This is a genomic window from Streptomyces sp. CA-210063 (assembly GCF_024612015.1).
Taxonomy (GTDB): domain Bacteria; phylum Actinomycetota; class Actinomycetes; order Streptomycetales; family Streptomycetaceae; genus Streptomyces.
The window spans coordinates 10,762,852-10,783,699 of record NZ_CP102512.1; the positions used below are offsets into that span (position 1 = coordinate 10,762,852).

At 66.8% G+C, this 20,848-nt stretch carries 22 protein-coding genes and 5 pseudogenes; 16 read left to right on the plus strand and 11 right to left on the minus strand.

Annotated elements, in window-relative coordinates:
- The first annotated feature begins 70 nt into the window (after positions 1 to 70).
- Together JIX56_RS47100 and JIX56_RS47105 are read left to right on the plus strand one after the other, a co-directional pair.
- Positions 71 to 274, plus strand: a complete 204-nt coding sequence (locus JIX56_RS47100) for a cold-shock protein (RefSeq protein WP_257550565.1) — start codon at positions 71 to 73, stop codon at positions 272 to 274.
- Positions 275 to 451: 177 nt separating this feature from the next.
- On the plus strand, positions 452 to 997 hold the full coding sequence (locus JIX56_RS47105; RefSeq protein ID WP_257550566.1) for a hypothetical protein: 546 nt from the start codon (positions 452 to 454) through the stop codon (positions 995 to 997).
- 44 nt (positions 998 to 1,041) lie between these two features.
- On the opposite strand, the pseudogene JIX56_RS48285 reads toward JIX56_RS47105, so the two are convergent.
- Positions 1,042 to 1,226, minus strand: a pseudogene (locus JIX56_RS48285) (ISKra4 family transposase); the annotation flags it as partial.
- A gap of 959 nt (positions 1,227 to 2,185) precedes the next feature.
- On the opposite strand from JIX56_RS48285, the gene JIX56_RS47110 reads away from it, so the two are divergent.
- Both JIX56_RS47110 and JIX56_RS47115 read left to right on the plus strand, forming a co-directional pair.
- Positions 2,186 to 2,578: a hypothetical protein gene (locus JIX56_RS47110; RefSeq protein ID WP_257550568.1), complete on the plus strand. Its 393-nt coding sequence runs from the start codon at positions 2,186 to 2,188 to the stop codon at positions 2,576 to 2,578.
- Between the two features lie 221 nt (positions 2,579 to 2,799).
- Positions 2,800 to 3,117: a hypothetical protein gene (locus JIX56_RS47115; RefSeq protein ID WP_257551592.1), complete on the plus strand. Its 318-nt coding sequence runs from the start codon at positions 2,800 to 2,802 to the stop codon at positions 3,115 to 3,117.
- Here the strand turns inward: JIX56_RS47115 and JIX56_RS47120 are convergent.
- The 3 genes and pseudogenes from JIX56_RS47120 to JIX56_RS47130 form a co-directional block, all read right to left on the minus strand.
- Positions 3,079 to 3,573 carry a transposase gene (locus JIX56_RS47120; protein WP_257550570.1) on the minus strand — a complete coding sequence of 165 codons (495 nt, stop codon included), beginning with the start codon at positions 3,571 to 3,573 and terminating at the stop codon, positions 3,079 to 3,081. The genes JIX56_RS47115 and JIX56_RS47120 overlap by 39 nt on opposite strands.
- A gap of 51 nt (positions 3,574 to 3,624) precedes the next feature.
- A complete protein-coding gene (locus JIX56_RS47125; RefSeq protein ID WP_257551532.1) occupies positions 3,625 to 4,584 on the minus strand; it encodes a transposase in 960 nt (319 codons plus the stop codon).
- A 291-nt stretch (positions 4,585 to 4,875) separates the two neighbouring features.
- A pseudogene (locus tag JIX56_RS47130) lies at positions 4,876 to 5,466 on the minus strand (transposase family protein); the annotation flags it as partial.
- 204 nt (positions 5,467 to 5,670) lie between these two features.
- On the opposite strand from JIX56_RS47130, the gene JIX56_RS47135 reads away from it, so the two are divergent.
- Positions 5,671 to 7,131 carry a Yip1 family protein gene (locus JIX56_RS47135; RefSeq protein ID WP_257550571.1) on the plus strand — a complete coding sequence of 487 codons (1,461 nt, stop codon included), beginning with the start codon at positions 5,671 to 5,673 and terminating at the stop codon, positions 7,129 to 7,131.
- Positions 7,132 to 7,153: 22 nt separating this feature from the next.
- Here JIX56_RS47135 and JIX56_RS47140 read toward each other — a convergent pair whose 3' ends face one another.
- On the minus strand, positions 7,154 to 8,548 hold the full coding sequence (locus tag JIX56_RS47140) for a hypothetical protein (RefSeq protein ID WP_257550573.1): 1,395 nt from the start codon (positions 8,546 to 8,548) through the stop codon (positions 7,154 to 7,156).
- 336 nt (positions 8,549 to 8,884) lie between these two features.
- Between JIX56_RS47140 and JIX56_RS47145 the strand changes: the two genes are divergently transcribed.
- Positions 8,885 to 9,940 carry an IS630 family transposase gene (locus JIX56_RS47145; RefSeq protein WP_257550575.1) on the plus strand — a complete coding sequence of 352 codons (1,056 nt, stop codon included), beginning with the start codon at positions 8,885 to 8,887 and terminating at the stop codon, positions 9,938 to 9,940.
- Between the two features lie 307 nt (positions 9,941 to 10,247).
- Here JIX56_RS47145 and JIX56_RS47150 read toward each other — a convergent pair whose 3' ends face one another.
- Both JIX56_RS47150 and JIX56_RS47155 read right to left on the minus strand, forming a co-directional pair.
- The gene (locus tag JIX56_RS47150; protein ID WP_257550577.1) at positions 10,248 to 11,267 is read right to left on the minus strand and encodes a S66 peptidase family protein; all 1,020 of its coding nucleotides are present in this window, start codon (positions 11,265 to 11,267) and stop codon (positions 10,248 to 10,250) included.
- 176 nt (positions 11,268 to 11,443) lie between these two features.
- Positions 11,444 to 11,629 (minus strand): annotated as a pseudogene (locus JIX56_RS47155) (IS3 family transposase); the annotation flags it as partial.
- Between JIX56_RS47155 and JIX56_RS47160 the strand changes: the two are divergent.
- Positions 11,628 to 11,810, plus strand: a pseudogene (locus JIX56_RS47160) (DUF3459 domain-containing protein); the annotation flags it as partial. The pseudogenes JIX56_RS47155 and JIX56_RS47160 overlap by 2 nt on opposite strands.
- A 27-nt stretch (positions 11,811 to 11,837) precedes the next feature.
- Here JIX56_RS47160 and JIX56_RS47165 read toward each other — a convergent pair.
- The 4 genes and pseudogenes from JIX56_RS47165 to JIX56_RS47180 all read right to left on the minus strand — a co-directional run bounded on the left by JIX56_RS47165 (position 11,838) and on the right by JIX56_RS47180 (position 14,294).
- Positions 11,838 to 12,497, minus strand: coding sequence for a hypothetical protein (locus tag JIX56_RS47165; protein ID WP_257551534.1), 660 nt, complete (start codon positions 12,495 to 12,497; stop codon positions 11,838 to 11,840).
- A 291-nt stretch (positions 12,498 to 12,788) separates the two neighbouring features.
- Positions 12,789 to 12,941: pseudogene (locus JIX56_RS47790) on the minus strand (IS630 family transposase); the annotation flags it as partial.
- A gap of 145 nt (positions 12,942 to 13,086) precedes the next feature.
- Complete coding sequence (locus JIX56_RS47175; protein WP_257550579.1) at positions 13,087 to 13,443, minus strand: hypothetical protein; 357 nt, start codon at positions 13,441 to 13,443, stop codon at positions 13,087 to 13,089.
- A complete protein-coding gene (locus JIX56_RS47180) occupies positions 13,440 to 14,294 on the minus strand; it encodes an IS5 family transposase (RefSeq protein ID WP_257550581.1) in 855 nt (284 codons plus the stop codon). The genes JIX56_RS47175 and JIX56_RS47180 overlap by 4 nt, the downstream gene beginning before the upstream one ends.
- Before the next feature lie 246 nt (positions 14,295 to 14,540).
- Here JIX56_RS47180 and JIX56_RS47190 point away from each other — a divergent pair, with 246 nt between their 5' ends.
- The 9 genes from JIX56_RS47190 (at position 14,541) to JIX56_RS47230 (ending at position 20,793) form a co-directional block, all read left to right on the plus strand.
- Positions 14,541 to 14,834, plus strand: a complete 294-nt coding sequence (locus JIX56_RS47190) for a hypothetical protein (RefSeq protein ID WP_257550583.1) — start codon at positions 14,541 to 14,543, stop codon at positions 14,832 to 14,834.
- A gap of 2 nt (positions 14,835 to 14,836) precedes the next feature.
- Positions 14,837 to 16,990 carry a CHAT domain-containing protein gene (locus JIX56_RS47195; protein ID WP_257550585.1) on the plus strand — a complete coding sequence of 718 codons (2,154 nt, stop codon included), beginning with the start codon at positions 14,837 to 14,839 and terminating at the stop codon, positions 16,988 to 16,990.
- A 409-nt stretch (positions 16,991 to 17,399) separates the two neighbouring features.
- A complete protein-coding gene (locus tag JIX56_RS47200; protein ID WP_257550587.1) occupies positions 17,400 to 17,891 on the plus strand; it encodes a DUF2975 domain-containing protein in 492 nt (163 codons plus the stop codon).
- Positions 17,891 to 18,151, plus strand: coding sequence for a helix-turn-helix domain-containing protein (locus JIX56_RS47205; RefSeq protein WP_257550589.1), 261 nt, complete (start codon positions 17,891 to 17,893; stop codon positions 18,149 to 18,151). Before JIX56_RS47200 ends, JIX56_RS47205 begins: the two co-directional genes overlap by 1 nt.
- Positions 18,152 to 18,202: 51 nt before the next feature.
- Positions 18,203 to 18,751: a transposase family protein gene (locus tag JIX56_RS47210; protein ID WP_257550590.1), complete on the plus strand. Its 549-nt coding sequence runs from the start codon at positions 18,203 to 18,205 to the stop codon at positions 18,749 to 18,751.
- Between the two features lie 284 nt (positions 18,752 to 19,035).
- A complete protein-coding gene (locus tag JIX56_RS47215) occupies positions 19,036 to 19,356 on the plus strand; it encodes a hypothetical protein (protein ID WP_257550592.1) in 321 nt (106 codons plus the stop codon).
- A gap of 149 nt (positions 19,357 to 19,505) precedes the next feature.
- Complete coding sequence (locus JIX56_RS47220; RefSeq protein ID WP_257550594.1) at positions 19,506 to 20,264, plus strand: replication-relaxation family protein; 759 nt, start codon at positions 19,506 to 19,508, stop codon at positions 20,262 to 20,264.
- A complete protein-coding gene (locus tag JIX56_RS47225) occupies positions 20,261 to 20,401 on the plus strand; it encodes a hypothetical protein (RefSeq protein WP_257550596.1) in 141 nt (46 codons plus the stop codon). The genes JIX56_RS47220 and JIX56_RS47225 overlap by 4 nt, the downstream gene beginning before the upstream one ends.
- Before the next feature lie 95 nt (positions 20,402 to 20,496).
- Positions 20,497 to 20,793 (plus strand): hypothetical protein, encoded by a 297-nt coding sequence (locus tag JIX56_RS47230; protein WP_257550598.1) that lies wholly within the window; start codon positions 20,497 to 20,499, stop codon positions 20,791 to 20,793.
- Positions 20,794 to 20,848: the final 55 nt, after the last annotated feature.

The window sequence follows — 20,848 nt, forward strand, 5'->3', positions numbered from 1 at the left end:
GGATTGCAGAGAGCTGGAGCACGCCCCGCTGAAGGGGCTGTTCCCAGGCATGAACGAAGGATCGACCAGTATGGCCAGCGGCACCGTGAAGTGGTTCAACGCCGAAAAGGGCTTCGGCTTCATCGAGCAGGACGGCGGAGGCCCGGACGTCTTCGCGCACTACTCCGAAATCAAGGGCAGCGGATACCGCGAGCTGAACGAGGGCGAGCACGTCACCTTCGACATCGGCCAGGGCCAGAAGGGCCCGCAGGCCCAGAACATCATCCGCGGCTGACCAGGCGCAGGGATGCAGAGCGAGGCGGCTGCCGGACCGGCAGCCGCCTCACTCATGGAGGTGAGAGTCCTTCCACCCTCCATGTCCGCCACCCGAGTGGCTACGCATCGCCCGGCGAGCGAGCTGTAACCCCGGCTCGCAGACGACACGAGGGCCCCGGCCACAGCCCCCGAGGGCGTGGGCATACTGCTGGCAGTAACGATCCCGCTCAGTATCCGCATGTATGTGATGATCACCGCGGTGCTGGTCTGCGTGGTGAGTAGCGGAGCCTGCCTCAGCTTCCTCCTGGCCGACTGGGCGGGTGCCGGGGTGGGCGCGGGTGCCGCCGGCGGGTTGGTGGCACTGATTACGTCTGTTTTGCTGCTGGCATGGCAGACGAAGATCAGCAATGACATCGCTGGCGCGTCCGTCCTCGGTAATGCCATGGCGAGCGATCGCGACGTCGATAGGGTGACACTGCAATACCCGGGCTTGCGGGCCTACTTCTATGACAACAAGCCGTGTCCCCGACGCGGTCGCGAGCGCGAACGTGTCCTGATCCTCACAGGCATGTATGCCGATGTCCTGGAGGCTGGCCTGATGTCTACGCGCCGCATCCCGGCCTCAGAATCGTACGAGGACTGGCTGTCCTACAGCCGTTTCATCCTTTTCCACAGCCCCACGATGCTCGCCTTCGTGCGGGCTCATCCAGATTGGTGGCCGAATCTCGCGAAGCTGTGCTGACTCTAAGGAACTTGGGTGCGGCTCTGTCTGAGTGAGTTCCCGCGTCAGGCTTGAAGTGCGTAGATGTGCTGGTCGGGTAAAGGATGGAGCCGTTCGCGCTCTTTCCGCGCGTGGAAGATCCAGTAGTCGGGGAAGCGCCGTTGCTGATGACGGTGCGGAGGGTGAGGACGGCTTCGGCGCCGGGGACGGTCCACCTGCTGCCGGTGATGTCGAGTCTGTCGGCGACCATTATCTGAACCAGCGTGAAGCCCACTCAGTCGCCGCCCGACGATCGGGGCGGGTCCAGGGTGGCGATGGGGCGGGCGCCGTGGGCTCTGGGGCGGAGCCGACGGACATACAGCAACTCCTCGGCGTGAGGCGGGCGAAAACCATCTTCTCGCACAGGACAGAACTCATGGAGCTGGATGCTTCGGTTTGGCAGCCACTCTCGGCAAGCATCGCTGGTCGAGGGCTGATGACGGCTGATCCAAGTCGGTCGCTCACGTGCTGTCGGCGTACGGGCTCAATTCCCCAGGTACGTGCGGACGAGCGTCCCCGGCTCACTCCGTGGCGTGCTCGCCGTCGAGAACCATGACGCAGTCCTTCAGCCTCGCAGGCTAGCCATACTCGTCCGTACGCGGGCGGGGACGTTCACATGTACGCCGACACCGGGCGGCGAGGACGGCGACCGTACGACGGGCATCGTCCATCGCCTCTCGCAGCCCGGCCGTGATCACGCGGGCCCGCGCAGCGTCCAGTGGCACCGGCACCGGTCCGGCGATGTCGCCCTGGTCCTCGTTGTCCTCGCCCACCATCCCATCGTGCGCCCACCGGAGAGCTTCGCCAGGGCGTACGCAAGTACGGGCGCGGGCCCCATCAGAGATGGCGAAGCCTGCACCCCAATGACAGGATCCTGGAAACTTATAGGTTCCCAATGCGGCGCTGGTGACCCAGATTGGCTTCGCCGGGATGGAAGCTCCACTGGTCTTCGGGGTGCTCTCATCCACATTGGGTCAGTGGGCCGTGTGGGCTGTGGCTTCAGCGCTACACGAAAGCAGAGGGGTGTATACGTCAGGGAGCCGTGTCCGCCGCTGACGCCGAAAGGGTTCGCCGATCAGGCGATCACTGCCCGGTCTACTTGGCGTGTACATGACTAATAGGGTTGGATATGTGCCGACGATTCGAAGGAAACCGGTGAACGGGGGACCGATGAACATCCGCAAAAAGATCACGGCGCTGGTGCTGGCCAGCGGGATCGCCGCGGCAGGACTGATCAGCGCGGCACCCACCGCCAGTGCTGCCACCTGCTACGAAAGTCGTGTCGTCTTCAACAAGGACGCGGGGGACTATTACCTTCCGGACAGCCCAACCTTCTACAAGACGACCAACCAGTGCGCGGACATCAACATTTCGACCAACATGAGCCGTGACATCAAGGTCTGCTTCTACAAGAGCGACTACAGCCTGAACTACTGTCAGGCCAACTACACCACCACCACCGCGAGCCAGTGGACCGTGATAGCCAGCGACGTCAACGACGGCGTTCTCTTCCGGTTCCGCTTCCGAACCAGCGGCTACTCGCAGGGCTACGTCGCGAGATAACCTCGATCCGGGCCTCGGGCTAGCTGGCTGAACCGCCGCCCCGCCCGCACCACCACGGCGCTCTCCAGATCAGGAGGGCGCCGTCGTCGTTCCCGGCCCGTTCCATGCAAATGAGGTAGGTTCCGATCTGCGGGACCGCTGCGGCCCTGTAACCCTCGGTCCGCTCCAGTGCTCCGAGATAGCCCTTGGACGGCTCCCCGACCTGTCCGGCGACGGTGTCCGTGGACGAGGCGGCGGGGGAAGTCCCGGTGTCGGTGGACCGGAGCGGGGCGGGATCGCCGGTCGGGGTGCGGCTGGTGCCGCAGTGGGAGCCGGGGGGTGAGGCGGATGTGCTGCCGCGCTCGTACCGGGACGTCGTCGAGGTGTTGCAGGACGCGGTGCATCCGATGCGGGCGCATCATCTGTGCGCCGCGCTGGGGTTGTCGACGGACAAGAACAAGGTGGAGGGGTTCCGTTCGAAGCTGAGCTTGACTCTGTCGGGGATCTTGGGGTTGACAAGGTCAACTGCCCAGGGTTCGCCAGGATTTCAGCCGAGGTAACTCGCGCTGGTCAAGGTAGCTCTGGAAGGCAGTCGGTCGGCGGGGTATGGGGGCTTCCTCGGCCGGTGGCAATCCGCTGAGGCGCTCGATGTTGACGGCGATGGCCGTCAGGACGTGCTGGAGGTGGGCCTTTCCCTGCCCTCGGTAGCGGCAGCGCCGCATGCCGTGGCCATGGGCGAACTCGTTGACCGTGCCCTCCACTCCGGAGCGGACCGCGTAACGCGTCTTCCACTCGGGCGTCTGCTGCTCGGCGCGGACACGGAGTTGCAGGTCACGGAGCTCTCGTGGAGGAAATCCCACGGTGCGGGCGCTATCGGCGGTGGTGGTGCACTGGGCGCGGGCCGGGCAGGGCGGCACTGGCTCTTGGCGAACCTGGCCACGATCAGCGGGGCCGCGGTGGGCGAGGAGGTCGGGTAGGGGCCGTGCCAGCCCGCGCTGACCTGCCCCTGCGGGCATGTGACTTGCTGATGGTCGTAGTCGATGCGGAAGTCGTCCCGGGCGAAGCCCTCATTTCGGCGGTGTTGGCGGGTGGGGTTGCTCTTCAGCGGCCCGGAGACGGTGACCTGGTATTCGCGGGTGGCCTGTTCCAGGTGGGGCAGGGAGGTGTAGCCGGCGTCGACCAGGTGCTCGGCGGGCAGCAGTCCGCGGCGGGAGAGGCGGGTGTGGATGCCGGGCAGGACCTTGCTGTCGTGGGTGGTGGCCGCGGTGGTGGCCACGTCGGTGATCACGTTGGGGCCGTCGGGAGCGCAGGTCTCGGTCAGGTGGGCGGTGAACCCCTTCCAGCTGATGATGTGTCCGTGCCGTGCGTAGCGGGCCGAGGTGTCGTAGGGCGAGACGACCGCCCGGGACGAGGGCGGCAGTCCGGGTCCGCCTTCCTTCTCGGCGGTGCGCCAGCGCAGGTGTTTGCGGCGTCGCGGTGGTAGTTCTGCACCATGATCTGGCGCAGGGCCGGATACGAGGACCGGATGTGCGGTCTGCTCCGTGCCGGTAGAGGTGTTCCAGGAGTCGGACGGCGTCGTTTCCGGTGGCAAGAATCCTGGTCTTGGGCTTGGTGGGGTTCTTGCCCAGGCGGACCGGCCGGCCGTAGCGGAGCCCCCAGTCCTCATCGACCAGCTCGTCCAGCAGGTGCGGGGATGTGCCGGCGACTTCTTCGAGTGCGGCGCGGACCGCCTCGGTGACCATCTCCAGGCGGGTCAGGTCGCGCACCGAGGCCAGGACGTGGGTGGAGTCGGTGCGCTGCGTGGTGCGCTCGCGCACCAGGCCGGCCTCCTTGAGGCGGGCCAGTGCGAGGTCGAGGAGGCGGTCGGCGCGGTCGTCTTCGGCGAGACGGTCTCGGAAGTCGGCCAGCACGCTGTGGTGGAAACCGGGGTCGTCCAGCTCCATGGCCATGGCGTACTTGAAGTCCATGCGGCAGCGGACCGACTCGGCGGCCTGCCGGTCGGACAGGCCGAGCAGGAACTGCAGCACACAGACGGTGGCCAGTTGCGCAGGTGAGAGACCCGGACGCCCGTCTCGCGGGTACCAGTCGGCGAAGTCCTCGTCGCACCACAGCCCATCGAGGCGGTCACGTACCCATATCGCCGTCGTGCCGTCCGGGTTGCTCGCCCGCGCAACCTGCGCAGTCAGAGACGGGACCTGCTCACCGGAACGGGGACGAAGGGACAACGAGCACCTCGAGAGCTGTATCGGTCGGCGAAACTACCCGAGCATGCCCGTCGATCTTGCTGCCGCACCGGGAAACTCCAAGATCCCCGACAGAGTCAAGCTGAGCTCCTGCAGGGGTCTGCGTTTGATGGCCGTGGTCACCCAGGGGCCGGCGCCCTGGTAGGCGAGGTCGGCCAGGATGGGGACGCCCTGGCGCTCGCAGATGCGGATGATCTGGTGGGTGCGGGCTGCGGTGAGGTCGTGAGCTCGGCCCGGCAACGCGGGTGAAAGCCACAGCAGCCGGCCGCCTGGATCGGTGACTACCTGCACGTTCACCCCATGCCGGCGGTGCTTGTGGGAAGAGTCGGCCCGTCCGTCGCCGACCCGGTCGCACTCGGCGAGTGTGCCGTCCAGCAGGACGAAGTCCGCATCGGCCTCGCGCAGGACCCTCAGCAGGCCGGGCGCGCGTTCGGCGAGCAGGTGGATGACTGCCCCGGTGTAGGCGTGGGCGGTGGATTCGCTGATCCCGAACCCGGCAGCGATCTTCGCCAGGGTGGTGTGTTCGCGCAGGTACACCAGTGCCACCATCGCGCGTTGAGACGGGCGGAGCTTGCAGCGCCGGTCGCCCTCACGGGTGACGATCAACATCGTCACCCACTCCACGAGCGCATGCGACAGGTCGAGTGCGGCAGGACAGATGACCAACGAGGCCCCCGTGCAACGTGGTTGAGACGTCAGACATCTCGATCAACAGCTCGAGGGCCTCGCTCGTTGCGCTTCGTCAGCCGTCACCTGATCGGTGGCCAGCTCGAAGAAGCTCAATGACGTCCAGGACGCTCCTCGTCCGGGTGCAGGCCAAACGGGGCAGCGCCGCATGCGTGGTGCTGCTTCCGGTGTGAACCTGATCCCATGAGCATCCGTCCATGGGTCATCGTCGAGGCACCGGACAGTCGTGGGCTTCGCCGGATCATGATAGGCAGCGAGACGGTAGGTAGTGCCTGGTCATTGGGTGAACTGCGGAAAATCCTCGGCCGGCACGGTTACCCCATGAACATGGATCTGGAGGATCCGGCATCCATATGCTGGCGGGGCGGGGACAGCAAGAAATGGCCTGACCGTGCATGGAGAAGGCACGCGACCACGATGCTCATGATGGCCGGACTGCTGGCTTCCATGGTGCTCAATGCGGTTATCGGATGGCCGGATGCCTCCGGAGCGCTGACTTTCGCGCAACGGATCACCGGGGCTCTTTTCGTTCTGTCCGGTCTGGTCCAGGGTGCGGCAGCAGTCGTGGTGCTCGACTACTGGGGGCGACGGCAGTTCAAGATCTCCGGGGCGGTCGTCCTGCTTGGGGTGCTGATTGCGCTGACCACGGACAGCCTTCTGCTGTTCATGTGGCTGGAAGAGATGGAGTACACGCCCCATCTGTTGGTGTTCATGCCCCTCTGGTGCTGGTCCCTGTGGGCGCTCGCTCTTCTTGTGCGTGAAAAATCGTGGCAGGGAGTCCCGCAGCCCAAGAGATTTGCGGCCGGAGTGCTCGCCACCGCACTTCTGACCGGTGTCAGCCTGGCGTATTCAACCGTGTACCAGCCCGCGGCAGCACCCATGCACTTTACGGTACGGGCGAAATTCGGGACGGCGCGGCCGGACCGTGGGCTGCCGTTTGTTCACGTCCCGCTGATGCTTTACATGAAGAATACGGGTGAGATCCCCGTCTACATCATCAATGATATCTACACGGTCCACGGCAGAGGTGCCGAGTACTCCGAACACCCCAGGAACAGGGACTTGGTAAAGGAGTGGAGGGAGAGCGCGGGTGAGCGGGGCGATCCCGTGGGGGAGGCGGAACTATATGTCGACCATCTCACATATGCCGCAATAAGTAGCGGGCATTTCTACGGCCCCGGAAACTGGCTCGAAGTCGGGCAGGAATATGCTCTTGAGCGCGTGTTCCAACTCCCTGAGGACGCCCTGTACGACATCGTAAGTGTCAACGTGCAGGTCTCATATATGAGGAAGGATCGAGGGAAGCTTGATGTGGAGGAGTTCAGTACCGTTCATTATTCATGGAGTAAGAACGACGAGCAGTACTACTGTGCTCCGGAGGAGGGGTGCGGGCAGCAGCTCATATATCACGGGAGGGTATGGCACAACAATAATCTCATCAACGTGACACGAAAACCGCGCTATGTGACGGCGATCTGGCAACCCGGAGTCCGGCCCATCTCCTCAATTTCGTCGTTTCGTTTTGAGGAGGAGCAGGGTTCTTACTCGGAAGAGAAGAGGGAGTTGGACAGGTACGGGGCTGCGAGGGTCAACGCGCATGTGGATGTGCCCGTCGCGAAGTTGCTGAGACCCGCCGATCGCTGACGGCGGCTTCGGCGCCATTCCCCTAGCCTGCCTTTGTGAGCCAGGTACCCGCTGTGATCCCGAACTCCTCGTCCAGGTATACGGCTGCCTGCCTGCAATGGAGAGCCGGCTTTCCGAGGGTCGCGAGCAGTTCGTTCCCCGGTACCAGTTCGGCGAGGTCTGTGATGAGGGGCGCAACTTCAAAGGGGGCGTGGGTGTGCTCGTCGTTCTGCAACTGGGCGAGGACGTCGAGCAAGTCGTTTTGCTCTTCCTCGGCCTTCCAGAAGTCCTTGACCCCTTCGCTGTCCCACCTCGTGGGAACCAGGTCTTCCAGCTCCTCGGTGAGGGCATCCTCTGACACGGACTCGAATACGGCGTTCGTGCACACTTCGGCCGCCTTGCCGAGGGGATCGTCCGGCTGGTCCTGGGCCGAGGCGGCTTCCTCCTGCTCATCCTTCATCCGAGCGGTCCGCTCTTTCATCTCTTCCCGGGCTTCGGCTCGGTCCTCGGGTGACGTCCTGGGGTCGCTCATCTTCCTCAGCAGGCGATTGACGTGACGTGTCTCGTTCGCGAGTCTGTCCCGCGTCTCCTGAGGTGTGTCCGAGTCGAGGACCCAGTCCATCGAGGTGCTCGCCCACATCACCTGCGGACCTATGTCCTGCGCGCCCTGGCTCTTCTCCAAGACGTAGTTCCCGTCCTCCACGATGCTGATCAGCTGCTCGCGCAACTCCTCTGGCGTCTCGGGGGCGCAGATCATGTCGAGGGCGGATGTCGTCCGCTTCACAGCCAGGAGGAGCCTGGATCGGTCCTCGGGCGGCACACTCAGGTCGTGGCCCACCTCCAGAGTTGCGGTCACCTGCTCCACGAGCACGGTCAATTGTTCCTGCAGCTCGCGAGGAGTGCTGTCGTCGCTGATGACCGCCAGCGTCGAGATCAGGTTATTCGCGCTTTCGATGACCCCTTGCCTGTCCTGGAGCGACGTCTCCGGGTCTTGGACCGCTTGCAGGGTGGCAGTCAATTTCTCCACGGCCGGGGTGAGCTCTTCGGGGACTTCTCCCTGCTCCTCCTTCAGACTTTTCGTTAGGTCTTCAATTTCCTTGTTCTGCTCCGCCGTGGGTTCGGACGCCGGCTCGGAATCCGTGGGGTCGGCAGGGGGCGACGTTTCGCTCGGTGTGGATGGAGGAGGCGTCGAAGACGTCGGCGTATCAGTTGGAGCCGGTGTGTCCGTAGTCGGCGCATCAGTTGGAGCCGGCGTATCAGTCGAAGTAGGCGTAGGTGTCGGCGAGGGAGATTTTAGCGCGAGTACTTCAGTAGGGCTCTCGTCGTCGGCTTGAGATGCTGCCGCAACCCCTATCGGGCCCGTTGGCAATGTGAGCGCCGCAGTCAAGAGGGACGCGTTGACCATGTGGAAGACGTGACGCCGGGCGGTTCTGGCCATGGTGACTCCAGATGCGCTGTGCGTTGTGCTGCGTCGTCCGTTACGGATCCGGCCTTTTTCGGGCGGTCCTCAGAGAAGATCTGGAGCTCAAACAATGCAGAGCCCACACAAATCCAGTCTTCACCCACTCGTCGTATTCCGCAACGCGAACGCCGCGGGTGAAATGGTCGCGCGGATGATGGCTGAGTGCAGGCCTTCGGCCATCGAATGGGTGGAGGCGAGGTCGATGGCGGTGAAGCCCGCGGTTTGAATGCCCAGACGGCGATGGAGTGGATGGAGCACCGTGCGGGCGCTATTTGATCCGAAACGCTTTGTGTTCGCGCTCGTTGGTGGTGTGTGAGTGATCTGGTGGGGGATGCGCGGGCCTGGTCGCCGGACGCACAGGAGGCTGTACGTCTGCTGGCGGTGTCCGCGCTGGTGGACGGCCGGGACCGGTCGGAGGTTGCGGCCCTGTTCAGAGTGTCGGTCAGGGCCGTGGACAACTGGTGGGCGAGGTGGCAGGCGGGTGGCCGAGACGCGCTGATGTCCCGCCCGCGGGGCCGGCGCGCGGGTGAACATCAGGTTCTGTCCGAGGCTGAGCAGGCCGCTCTCCGGCAGGCCGTCGTGGACCACACTCCATCTGAACTGGGTCTTTCCGGTCAGCTGTGGACGCGAGGGCTGATAGGCGAACTGATCTTCACGCTGTACCGGGTCCGCTTCACCGAGCCGGGAGTGGGCAAGTACCTCAAGCGGTGGGGACTGACGTTCCAGCGGCCGGACAAGCGGGCCGTCGAGCAGGACCCGGAGGCGGTCCGGATCTGGCACGAGGAGACCTGGCCGGCGATCCGGGCCAGAGCGAAGGCGGACAACGGTGAAGTCCTGTTTGCCGACCAGGTCGGCATCCGGTCGGACCAGGTCACCGGCCGGACCTGGGGGGCCAAAGGCGCGACGCCGGTCGTGCACCGCACCGGGAACCGGTTCTCGGTGAACGCGATGTCCGCGATCAGCACCAAAGGGCGGATGCACTTCATGGTCTTCACCGAGTCGTTCGACGCGACGGTCATGTGCCGCTTCCTGGCCAGGCTCGTCGGCCACTTCGACCGCAAGGTCCACCTGGTCGTGGACCGGCACTCGGCCCACCGCTCGAAGGCCGTCCGGGCGTGGCTCGCCGACCACAAGGACCAGGTCGAACTGAACTTCCTGCCCTCGTACTCACCCGAACTCAACCCGGACGAGCTGGTCAACGCCGACCTCAAACGCAGCCTGCCTCACACCCACCGGGCCAGGAACCAGACTGAACTCGCCTCCGAAACCCGGCGGTTCTTCCACCGTCGACAACGCCAACCTCACATTGTGCGTGGATACTTCGGCGGCCGACACGTCCGCTACGTCATCGACGAGTGGACCCCATGAGTTTTTGATCAATAGCGGCATGGCGCTGATCGCGGCGGCGTGATCAGCGCACCCGCCGCGCGCTCAGTGGCCGAATAATTGCCTATTTGTTCGATATGTCCAGTACACGACGCCAGTGCTGTGACCGCGTACGTTCACCGGGTTGGTGATCCCTGAGGTCGGGAGGTGGGCCTCTAGATCAACACGAGCCGCCAGGTGTTCATGGCCCCTCCCACAGGCCGAACGAGCGACTCATAGCGGCAGTCACCAAAGCGTGAATCGGCCCCAGGGGTGCTGCCGGGGCCATCGGCTGACTGTTCCGCGTCGCTCAGCTCACCGGTCCCGTCATCGCGAGAGGTCCTACCGTCGGTTCGAGTAGCGACAACGTCCGCCGTTGCGCATCGAGGCCGGCACGGATGCCGACCGGCATCGGCAGGTTCGGGCCGGCATGCCCGAACTCGACGTTGCCCAGGACCGGGATGTCACGGTCGCCGAGGACGTCGAGGACGATCTCGCGCAGGGATGGGGACGCGCCGGGCTCAAGTCCGCCGATCTCACGCGGCACGCCCACGACCATGCCGGAGATCCGGTCGAGGATGCCGCAGTGCCGCATCACCTGCAGATAGCTCCACACGTACGAGGCCAGGCCGCCCATCTCCTCCCAGAACAGCACGGCACCGTCGAACCGCTCCAGCGGCAGCGCGAAGGGTGTCGCCTGCGCCAGCACGATGCGGTTGATCACCCCGCCGATCAGCGGCCCTTCGGCGCGACCTGGACGCCAGCATTCCCACGACGGGCTCGCCGGCAGCGCCCCGATCGCCGCGGTACCGGTCAGCAGCCTGCAGTAGAGCTGCTCGAGTTCCGCCTGGCGCGCCGTGGGCGCGGACGGCCACTGGCCGCCGAAGCCGGGGACGGCCATGTCGGCGTGGAACCCGACCAGGCCCGTGCGCCCATGGAGCACCAGGTGCAGCAGCGAGATGTCGCTGTAGCCGAGGATCGGCTTGGGGTCGGTCTTGATCGCGTCGACGTCGATGAGGTCGAGGTAGCCGAGCGCCGTCTGGCCGCCGTCACTCGCGATAATCGCGCGCACCTCGGGATCACGCAGAAGTCCGTTGAGTTCTGCGGCGATCTCGGCCGGCGTGGCCGCGCTCCACCAATGGTGCCGTCCTAATTCGAGCAGCGGAGCCCGCCGCACGCGGAAACCTATTCGCTCGAACAGTTCCACCGTTCGCTGAACGTTGGGCTCGTAGGCGGTCGGCAGCGGGCCGGACAGCGCGGCGATGACTACGAGGTCTCCGGGCCTGAGGGCACGCGGTCGAAGCAGCTGGGGCCGTGCAGTACCCGTCATGGCGTGAGTGTCGCCGGTGCCATGGGCAGGGTCACGCGATTTTTCCGGTCGCCCGCCCCAGCGGCTGCCCTTCTCGCTGCGACTGTCAGCGATGAGGCCGGACCTGCATCGAACCGTGCTGAACCATGCATCTGCTAGAGAAAGGGGACTGCTGCAGGGGTGGGTGACAGCGGGGTTTATGCAGCCAGGGCTGCGGCTGGGGTCATGATGGTCTCGTACTCGACGGGGGTCAATCGGGCCAGGCGTCTCTGACGCCGGCGTCGGTGGTAGGTGCGCTCGATCCAGGTGACGATCGCGATCCGCAGTTCCTGGCGGGTGGCCCAGGTACGGCGGTCGAAGACGTTCTTCTGAAGCAGCGCGAAGCGCGGCGATCTGCGGGTCGCGGTCAACCTTTCCGGGAAGCCCGCCGCCATCCCGCTGGGCGCCGGCCGGCACCGGGCCGGCGGGGGGAGGGTGCTGGCCGCCTGGGAGCCGGCCGAGGCCCCGGGCGGCGACGGGGTGCTGCACCTGCCGCCGGAGTCGTGCGTGGTGCTGGCCGACGACCGAGACCGCGCCTCCTGCGGGCGGCCGTCAGATCTTCCCCCGGTCCCACGCGTTCAGCATGCCGTCGAAGGAACGGACCAGGGCCAGTACGGCGGCGCCTGACCGCGGGTCCAGGAACGCTTCTTCAAGATGCACCTGGTTTCCGTGCGCCTTGAATTCCAGTGGCACCCGGCCGCCCTCGCGCCAGATGATGCGGCCCGGTCCACGAGGAAGGTCGCCGCCCCCGCCCAGCACGGCCGCCACGAAGAGGAACGGCAGCAGGGGCGAGAACAGCCACCACACGCACCACCAGACGATCCGGCCCTTGTATCCCACCGCGTCGGGTGCGCCGGGCCGGCTCACCGTCCACCGGGTACGCAGCCCCCTCCTGAACGCCTTCTCGCGTACGACGGTGCAGAGGAGCTCACCCTGCGCGCCGAGTACTTGATAGACCGAGACGCCCTTCGCGCAGGAGGCGGTCACCACGGTGGCGACCCGCGCCCCGCGGTACTCGTCCGCCCACAGGACGAAGGAGCGTGCGCCGCTGCCCCGGGCCGCGAGATAGGCGGGCACGCCCCCCGGCGGCAGCTCCCGTTCCACGTGGCCGACCGTCCAGGACGGTCCCGGCTTGACAAAGAGGTTGATCTTGCGGGCGACCGGCTCGGGAGTGACCCCCTCCTGTCGCCTCGGGTGAGTCATCGTCAGCATGCCGACCATCCGGCTTCCCCCTCGTACGGTCCTCGCCGGTGCGAGGAGCGTACGGATCCTACGGCCGTGAGGGTGCTTGTGCCGCTGGGGCCGGGCAACTCGCGTTCCGAGTAAGGGTCTTCGCCCGGCGACGCCGTGCCGACGCGCGGGAGACGGCTCAGACGACGATGACCCGGCGCCCGCGCGCGTGACCGGCCTGGCTGTCGATGTGCGCCGCCGCGGCCTCGCACCCGCGCGCCGGCCCCGCGGGCGGGACATCAGCGCGTCTCGGCCACCCGCCTGCCACCTCGCCCACCAGTTGTCCACGGCCCTGACCGACACTCTGAACAGGGCCGCAACCTCCGACCGGTCCCGACCGTCCACCAGCGCGGACACCGCCAGCAGACGTACAGCCTCCTGTGCGTCCGGCGACCAGGCCCGCGCATCCCCCACCAGATCACTCACACACCACCAACGAGCGCGAACACAAAGCGTTTCGGATCAATACTGAACTTGAATTCGTGATGTCGGCGGTGTCGCGGAGCCCCCTGGGTACTGGTCGCTCGGGATCAAGAGCGTGTCTGCAACCAGTGACCCGCGGCGGCCAGTGTCACTTCGATGTCGTCGCGAGGCGGCTGCGGGTGACGTTCATGGCCGGGTCGTCGGTGGGCATGCCGAGGAGTTCGTGGAGTTCTCGGACCCGGAATGCCTGGTCGGGGTGCTGGTTGAAGGCGTTCACGATGGCCTGGTAGGTGGTGGCCTGTTCGGGCGGACCGTGCTCGCCTCCTTCGCCGGTCGGCGCGAGTTCGGCGATGATCTTTCGAGTGGTGGCCAGGTCCGCGAGATGCGCTTCGGTCTCGGTGAGTGCGCCGGTCAAGTCCTCTATTTGTCTGCGGAGTTCATCAGCCCGGGCAGCGGCGTCGTCGTGGCGGGCCTGGAGATCGGTCAGGAGCTCGGTGATGTTCACGAGGCCGCTCGGAGGGTGTCGCGCCAGGCCGGGCTGGGTGCGGTGAGGCGACGGGACATGTTCGCGGTGGCGGCCCAGTAGACGCACGAGGCGGAGGTGTCGGGCCGGTGGTCGTACTCGCGAGCCAGGCGCCGGTGCAGCATCAGGGTGCCGTTGACCTGCTCGACCACCCACCGCTTCGGTTGTGGGACGAAGCCTTTGCCCTGGTCGGCCGGGTTGCGGCGGACGACCTCGACGGTGATGTCCAGCAGTGCGCCGTGGATGATGACTTCGTCCTTGAAGCCCTGGTCCACGAGGGCCTTCTCGAGACGGTTCCCGCACCGTTCGGCCGCCAGATCGAGCAGGGCGGTGCCGGCGGCGTTGCCGTGGGCGGAGGCGGCCAGGACGACGACGCCGATGATCAGGCCCAGCACGTCGACGGCCAGTCCCCGCTTGCGCCCCGGCGTCCTCTTGTTCACATCCAGTCCCGTCGTGGTCTTCGGGACACCCGCGGCCGCACGCACGGACTGGGTGTCGATGATCACGAGGGACGGGTCCTCTAATCGGCGGGCCTTCTCCCGTACCTGACAGCGCAGGAGTTCCTGGATCCGCTGGTCAAGGCCGTCCTCGCGCCAGAGCGTGAAGTAGTAGAACACCGCCGACCAGGCGGGAAGGTCATGGGGCAGGTAGCGCCACTGACAGCCGGTCCGGTTCTGGTAGAAGATCGCGTTCACGACCTCCCGGAGATCGCGGGTCCCGGGGTCTCCGGTCGCCGACCGTCTCACCCGGTCCTGCTTCCAGGCCGTGATCATCGGCTCGATCAACACCCAGTGCTCGTCCGATAAGTCGCTCGGATACGGTCTTCGATCCATGCCCGCATCCCAGCATGCGCATGGCGAACGGTCGGCTCGTACGGCGATCAGTACCACGATCGAGCGATCACGAACCGAGGAAGATCGGACTTAACGCCCTCTTCGACCTCGCCGACACGATCATCACCGTCCGCGGCCTCATCCGCCGCTCCTGGAAGACCCACCGCTGGGACGCGCGGCCTTCTCGGTGCCCGTGAACATCACCGCGGCCGGTGTCGGAAGGCGTACGTCAGAATGGGCGGCACCATGGACGACGAGAAGCCACGACCCAGGTGGCGATTCACCCTGCCCTGGGCAATCCTCGACGTGTTCGCCGACGGCCCCGCCCCCTCGGCGCTGCAAGCCACCGCCGCAGCCCTCGCTCACCTGGAAGACCGCTTCCGTCCCGCACTGCTCCGCCCGAACCGATGGCCGGAGGGCGCCTACGCGGCAGTCCGGCCTGCAAACCAGTCGATGCCTGAGCCTGCCGGAATTCCGGCGGAACCGGGCTTGCAGGAGCTGGTTGAGGAGATCAGCGCCTGCAGCAGCGAGGTTCCCTGACGATGTCGTCACCGTTCGAGAAGCCGCCGTTGTACGTGGTCCCGTTCACTCCGGGAGCCGCGGAGGGCCGGGCTCAGGACCAGTCAGCCTACGCACCCGTTCTGTTTGAGCGCCCGGAGGCTGTGGAGTCGACCGTCCCCCACGGTCTGGCCAAAACGGTGGCCACCGCGCTGCCCGGGCTCTGGTACTGCCTGCACCTACCCGCCGCGCTCTCGGACCTCATCGACGTCGATATCTGGATGCTCAAGGCAGCCCAGAACCTGAGCCTTGAGCACAACATCCTGCTGGTGCCGATCGACTGCTTCGACGAGGACGTACTCGGTCGTCATCTGCAGTACCACCATCCCGTGGTCACCATCTGCCCGGACGAACTGCTGGACGAAGCCCGGCAGCGGGCCTCGACACTGGGATTCGCGCTGCCTACGACTCCCTACTCCCAGCTGTCCGACGCCACCCTCACCGCTCAGTGGAAGGCCGTTCACGAGCACTTCATCCCCGATCTGCCGAGGCTGACGGGGGAGGTGCCCCTCACTCACCGCCTGGATCTGGCCCCCCTCACCCTGCCTCACCGCAGGCTGGCCCGACAGATGGGATGGCCAACTGCAGAGTCGGTCGTCCAGGACACGAGCGCGAGCGAAGCATTCGCGCAGGCCCTCCGTGGCCAGACCTTCTTGGCCGCTTTGACGCGCCTGGAACGGGAGGGGGCATCCCACGACGAGGCTGACCGACGCTTCCGCCAGACATTCGAGGAAGAAGCAACCCGACTGCGGGTACCAGTTGCACTGGCCCTGCCGGGTACGGCACCGGCCTACGCCCGCATCGCCTACGACAGTGAGCTACGGCGCCGGACGGGACCCCAGTCCGCCGTCAACCCGAACGACACATGGTCGGTCACGCTCCACGAACGCCCCGATCACATGGTCGAACGAGCAGCCATCGAATTCGCAGTGACGCACCAGTCCGTCGCGAGCAGCGGACTGGGCCTCATGCTGCCCACCATGCCCCCGGACGCTTTCATCACTCTTGCCGAACTCGAACGGCATTTCCACACCCCCCACAGCAGCGCCGCCGTGAGACGTCTGCTCACCCGGCTCAATGACGCGGCCCAGCCGCTATGGAGCAAAGAACTGAAGGCCGCCATCCAGCGAGCCTCGTACCTGACGGTGTTCTCCGACTTTCCTCTCGGCCTGCTGACCATGCCCGGAGACAGCGCCCCGCTGTGCGCACGCCTGCCCGTCATGTACAGGCCCTTGCAGCCATTGACCAGGATGGTGCAGCAGCAGCTGTCCGCCCCACCGGCCATGAGCCTGGACCGCAGCATCAAAGTCCTGGTGGCCGAGTGCATCCCTGTCAGCGACCCGGTCGGACGGATGTCGAGACAGGGATGGGACATTGCCCGCGAGACCGTCGCACCCGACTCGGTCACACTCACCATCATCCAAGCCGAGACCCTCACCCTTGAAGCTCTCCGGCAATCCGTGGCCGAACACCGCCCCGACATCCTCATCATCAGCGCGCACGGAACGATGGTCGGCAACATGGCCGCGCTTGTGGTTGGTGACGCGCCACACCTGGACCTCGGCCTGGACCGTATGCCGCCGGTGGTTATCCTCAGCGCCTGCCACGTCGCCCCCCGCGGCTCCGGCACCGTGGCCATCACCGATCTCCTGCTACGGGAAGGCGCCCTGGCGGTACTCGGCACACAAGTCCCAGTCGACGTCAGACGTAACGCCATGCTGATGGTCCGCTTCATGGTGTATCTCGCCAAAGAGAACACGAAGCCCGGACAGTTCTCCACCATCCTGGACGTGTGGCATCACGTGCAGACGTCGAACGCGGTCAACGACATCATCGACGGAAGCCCCAGCCTCAGGGCATGGGGCACCAGCACCACCATCAATGGCCGGCCTGTCCTTGTCGAGTTCATGAGCAGCCGGGCCGTCGGCCGAATCCGTCCGCCACACGTCTACGAAGACACCGAACGTGTCCTGGGCGAGATCGCCGACGAGCAGGGCCAGGGCGACCGCGTACGTAACTGGTTCCGCAGGCCGGGCTACGTCCCCGAATCGCTGTTCTACATCTTCGCCGGTCGTCCCGACCGCATTCACCTCACACCCCTGGAGCTGCTGACCGAACAAGCGTGCCCCGGGCGATAGCTGCCAGGCTCCTGCACCCTTCGCTCCCGCCGGTACGTCGGGGCCGTACTGCTCGGACCAACGCCGGCACCGGCCAAACCACCTTCGCGAGGTAATCGGTTCAGCTCATCCATACGCATCGTGTGGGAGTCGAGGCGATCCGAAAGATCCCGACGGTGCCTCCTCCGGTCATTCAGGACGCCGACCGGGCCACCGCCACCCAGAGCTTCGGCGTAGTCGGGTGGCGTCCGATTTGTGTTCAAGTGGGGCCGGCTTCGACAAGATCAAGACGGCTCCCGCAACCGCCATGCCATGGGAGGCGGCGACGTCCCGCCCCTGTGCGAAACTGCCGCCCACCCTCTGCCTCGGCCCTTGCTTCACCTATCGAATTACGATAGATTCCCATCGTGATTCGATGGAAGGATGGGTCATGGGAAAGCTGACCGTGCGTGCGCTGCGCGCCCTGCTCGTGGTGGTGCTCGCCGGCACCGTGCTCGTGCAGGCATTGATGGTGTGGACATTGGTCAGCGGGAGCGACCCGGAGGACGGGTCGCTCCCGCTGACCGCGCTGCGCGTGATCACGATCCTGGGCATGGTGTCGGTCCAGGTCGCCCTGGTCTGCGTATGGCGGCTGGTGACGATGGTGCGACGCGGAACCGTGTTCTCCCACGCCGCCTTCCGGTACGTGGACGGCGTGATCGGCGCGATCGTGGCGGCTGCCCTCGTATGGTTCGCGGTCACGGCCATCAATGCGCCGGGCCAGAGGGACGACCCGGGCGTCACCGTCATCATGGGCGGGGTTGGCGTGGCCATCCTGGGGGTCGCGCTCATCGTGCTCGTGCTGCGGATGCTGCTCGCCCAGGCCGTCGCGCGCGACGTCGAAGCGACGCGGATGCAGGCCGAGCTGGACGAGGTGATCTGATGCCGATCGCCGTCGACATCGACGTGATGCTGGCCAGGCGGAAGATGTCCGTGGGCGAGCTCGCGGACCGCGTAGGGATCACGCCCGCCAACCTGGCGGTCCTCAAGAACGGCCGCGCCAAGGCGGTGCGCTTCGCGACGCTCGCCGCGCTCTGCGAGGTGCTCAAGTGCCAGCCGGGCGACCTGCTGCGCTGGGAGGCTGAGGACGCGCAGCTGACTGACGTGCCCTTCCAAGATCATGGAGTTCTCGACGCCCCGTGATCCTTGTGGAAGACCGTGCCTGCCGACGTATCATCGCCGATCCCGCCTGCCTTGGACCAACTCCGCGAGCATCCCGGGGCCGTGCCCGAGGAGATCCCGGGCCTGCTGGAGCGACTGGCCGAGGTTCCCCACCCTCGCGATCCGCGCGGCGTACGGCACGCTCTGGTCGTCGTGCTCGCGCTGACCGCGTGCGCGGTTCTGGCCGGATCGACCTCCCTGCTGGCGGTGGGTGAGTGGATCACCGACGCCCCGCCGTCCGTCCTGGAGCGCCTTGGCGTACGGCCCGACCCGCTGTCCCCGAAGCGGTGCCTGCCGGCGGAGGCGACGGTGCGGCGGCTGCTGGGCCGCATCGACGGCGACGCGTTGGACCGGGCGGTGGGTCGGTGGCCGGCCGACCGGCGCGCTGGGGCCGACGGTCAACTGCACGCAGTGGCGGTCGACGGCAAGACCCTACGCGGAGCGGCCAGGGCCACGGGCCGCAAGATCCACCTGCTCGCCGCCTGCGACCACCTCTCCGGCCTGGTCCTCGCCCAACTCGCCGTAAGCGAGAAGACCAACGAGATCACTTGCTTCCCAGCCTCTGCTGGAAACCCTCGCTGAGCTAGCGGGCGTGGTCGTCACCAGCGAGTCCATGCACACCCAGCGTGAGCACGCCAGCTATCTGCTCGGCCGAGGCGCGCACTACATCGTGACCGTGAAGGGGAACCAGAAGCAGCTCCACAAGCAGCTCACGTCCCTTCCCTGGAAGCAGATCCCGCTGCAGGGCCGCACCCGCGACGCCGACCACGGCCGCGGCGAGATCCGCCGTATCAAGGTATGCACGGTGAACAGCCAGCCTGCTCTTTCCCGGCGCCCGCCAGGCTGTCCAGCTCAAGCGCCGCCGAGTGGACCGCAAGACCGGCAAGGTCAGCATCAAGACCGTCTACGCGGTCACCAGCCTCACTGCGGAACAGGCCACACCCGCTGAGCTCGCTCGGCTGATCCGCAGCCACTGGAAGATCGAAGCCCTGCACCACGTCCGAGACGTGACGTTCACCGAGGACGCCTCCCACCTGCGAACCGGATCCGAGCCCCGCGCCATGGCGACCTGGCGCAACCTCGCCATCGCCGCCCTTCGCCTCGCCGGGAAGAGCAGCATCGCCGCCGGCCTCCGGCACAACGCCCGCGACGCCAGCCGACCGCTCACCCTCCTCGGACTCACTTGATCACGAAACAGACGTCACGCGACTACGCCGAGGCCCTGAGCTGGTGGCTGAGCCCCGCAGCCTCAAGCCGCCGTCTGGCGGTTGTCGCTGACCAGACCCCCGATTCGCCTGCCCCGGCCGGTTGCACCTCCTCTTCTCCCAGCACTGATGTGCCTGGAGAAGCGTCCCGGCCGCGGAAAGCCGTCGCTGCGAAGGCCGGAGCGGAGATCCGTGGCGAGGTCCTGCTCACTCTCGCTCAGCTGCGCCTGGCCACACGCCGCCAGCTCAAGGCGCTGCTGCCCCGCCAGCAGGACACCGGCCACGTCCGTCGCGTGCTGCGCAACCTGCGCGACGAATCCCCGGCCCTGGTCGGCCGGACCAACCGCGCCCAGCAGAGCTACTGGTACTTCGCCCCGGCGGGCCTCGCCGAAGCCGCCGCCTCCGGCGAACTCGCGCCGACGGCCGGTCGGGCCACCGGCAAGCGCGTCGCCGCCAGCAGGACGCGCCTGCGGGAGCACGACCTCGCCCTGGTCGACACCGTCATCGCCTTCCACCAGGCGAAGATGGCCGACCACGCCGACTGGCAACTCGAAGTCGCCCACCCCACCCCGGCCGGGAACCTGGTGCCCGACGCCGTGGTGCTCCTGGCCGACGGCTCCAGCGCCTTCGTGGAGATCGACCGCACCATGTCCTCCGCCCGCCTGGTCGTCAAGCTGGAACGCTACGACGCCTACCGCAAGCCGCCGCCGTCCGGGCGCGGCAACGCCGCCCGCGCCCCACGCAGTCACTGGCAGGAGACCTACGCCGGGCCGTCCATGGACAGGCCCTTCCCGCCGGTGCTGTTCGTCTTCGCTCCCGCCCTGCGCCGCGCGGCCCCGGCAACGAGTGAGGCCGCCTTCCACGAGCGCGCCCAACGCGCTCGGGCGTGAACTACCGGCTCATCGTGGCGACCACGACGCTGGCGCAGCTGACCCGGCAGGGGCCCGATGAGCCGGTGTGGCGAGTGGCCGGCCGCGGCGTGGGGGAGGAACGCTGCTCTCTGGACGCGTTGCCGAAGGCGCGGTGAGCGCGGCGGGCCCGGCCCGGCCTGAGGGAGCGGAGGCACGGGCCGGGCCCGCCGCCGCGCGGGCGTTGTCAGTGGCGGCTGAGAGGCTGGACGGCATGAACGGAGACGAGCAGCTGCTGAACGGCCGGGTCTACGGCCACGACCACGAGGACCCCAACCCCGGTCCGCTCCCGCACCGGACCTACGCCGAACTGGTCGGCGGACCGCTGGACGGCCTGCTGCTGGACATTCACGGATGGCGGACCGTGGAAGTCGACGACGGGGTGGCCCTGGCCACCGAGCTCGGGCAGTTCCCCGGCGGACGCGCCCTCTACGACCCGCGCCCCGGCGAGGCGCGTACGCCGGGCCCGGGTGTGAGCTGCCGCTTCTACCACTCCGGCGACACACCCTGACCGCACAACGACCGCACAACCCTGGCTCAAGCCGCATAGCCCGTGTCCAAGATTC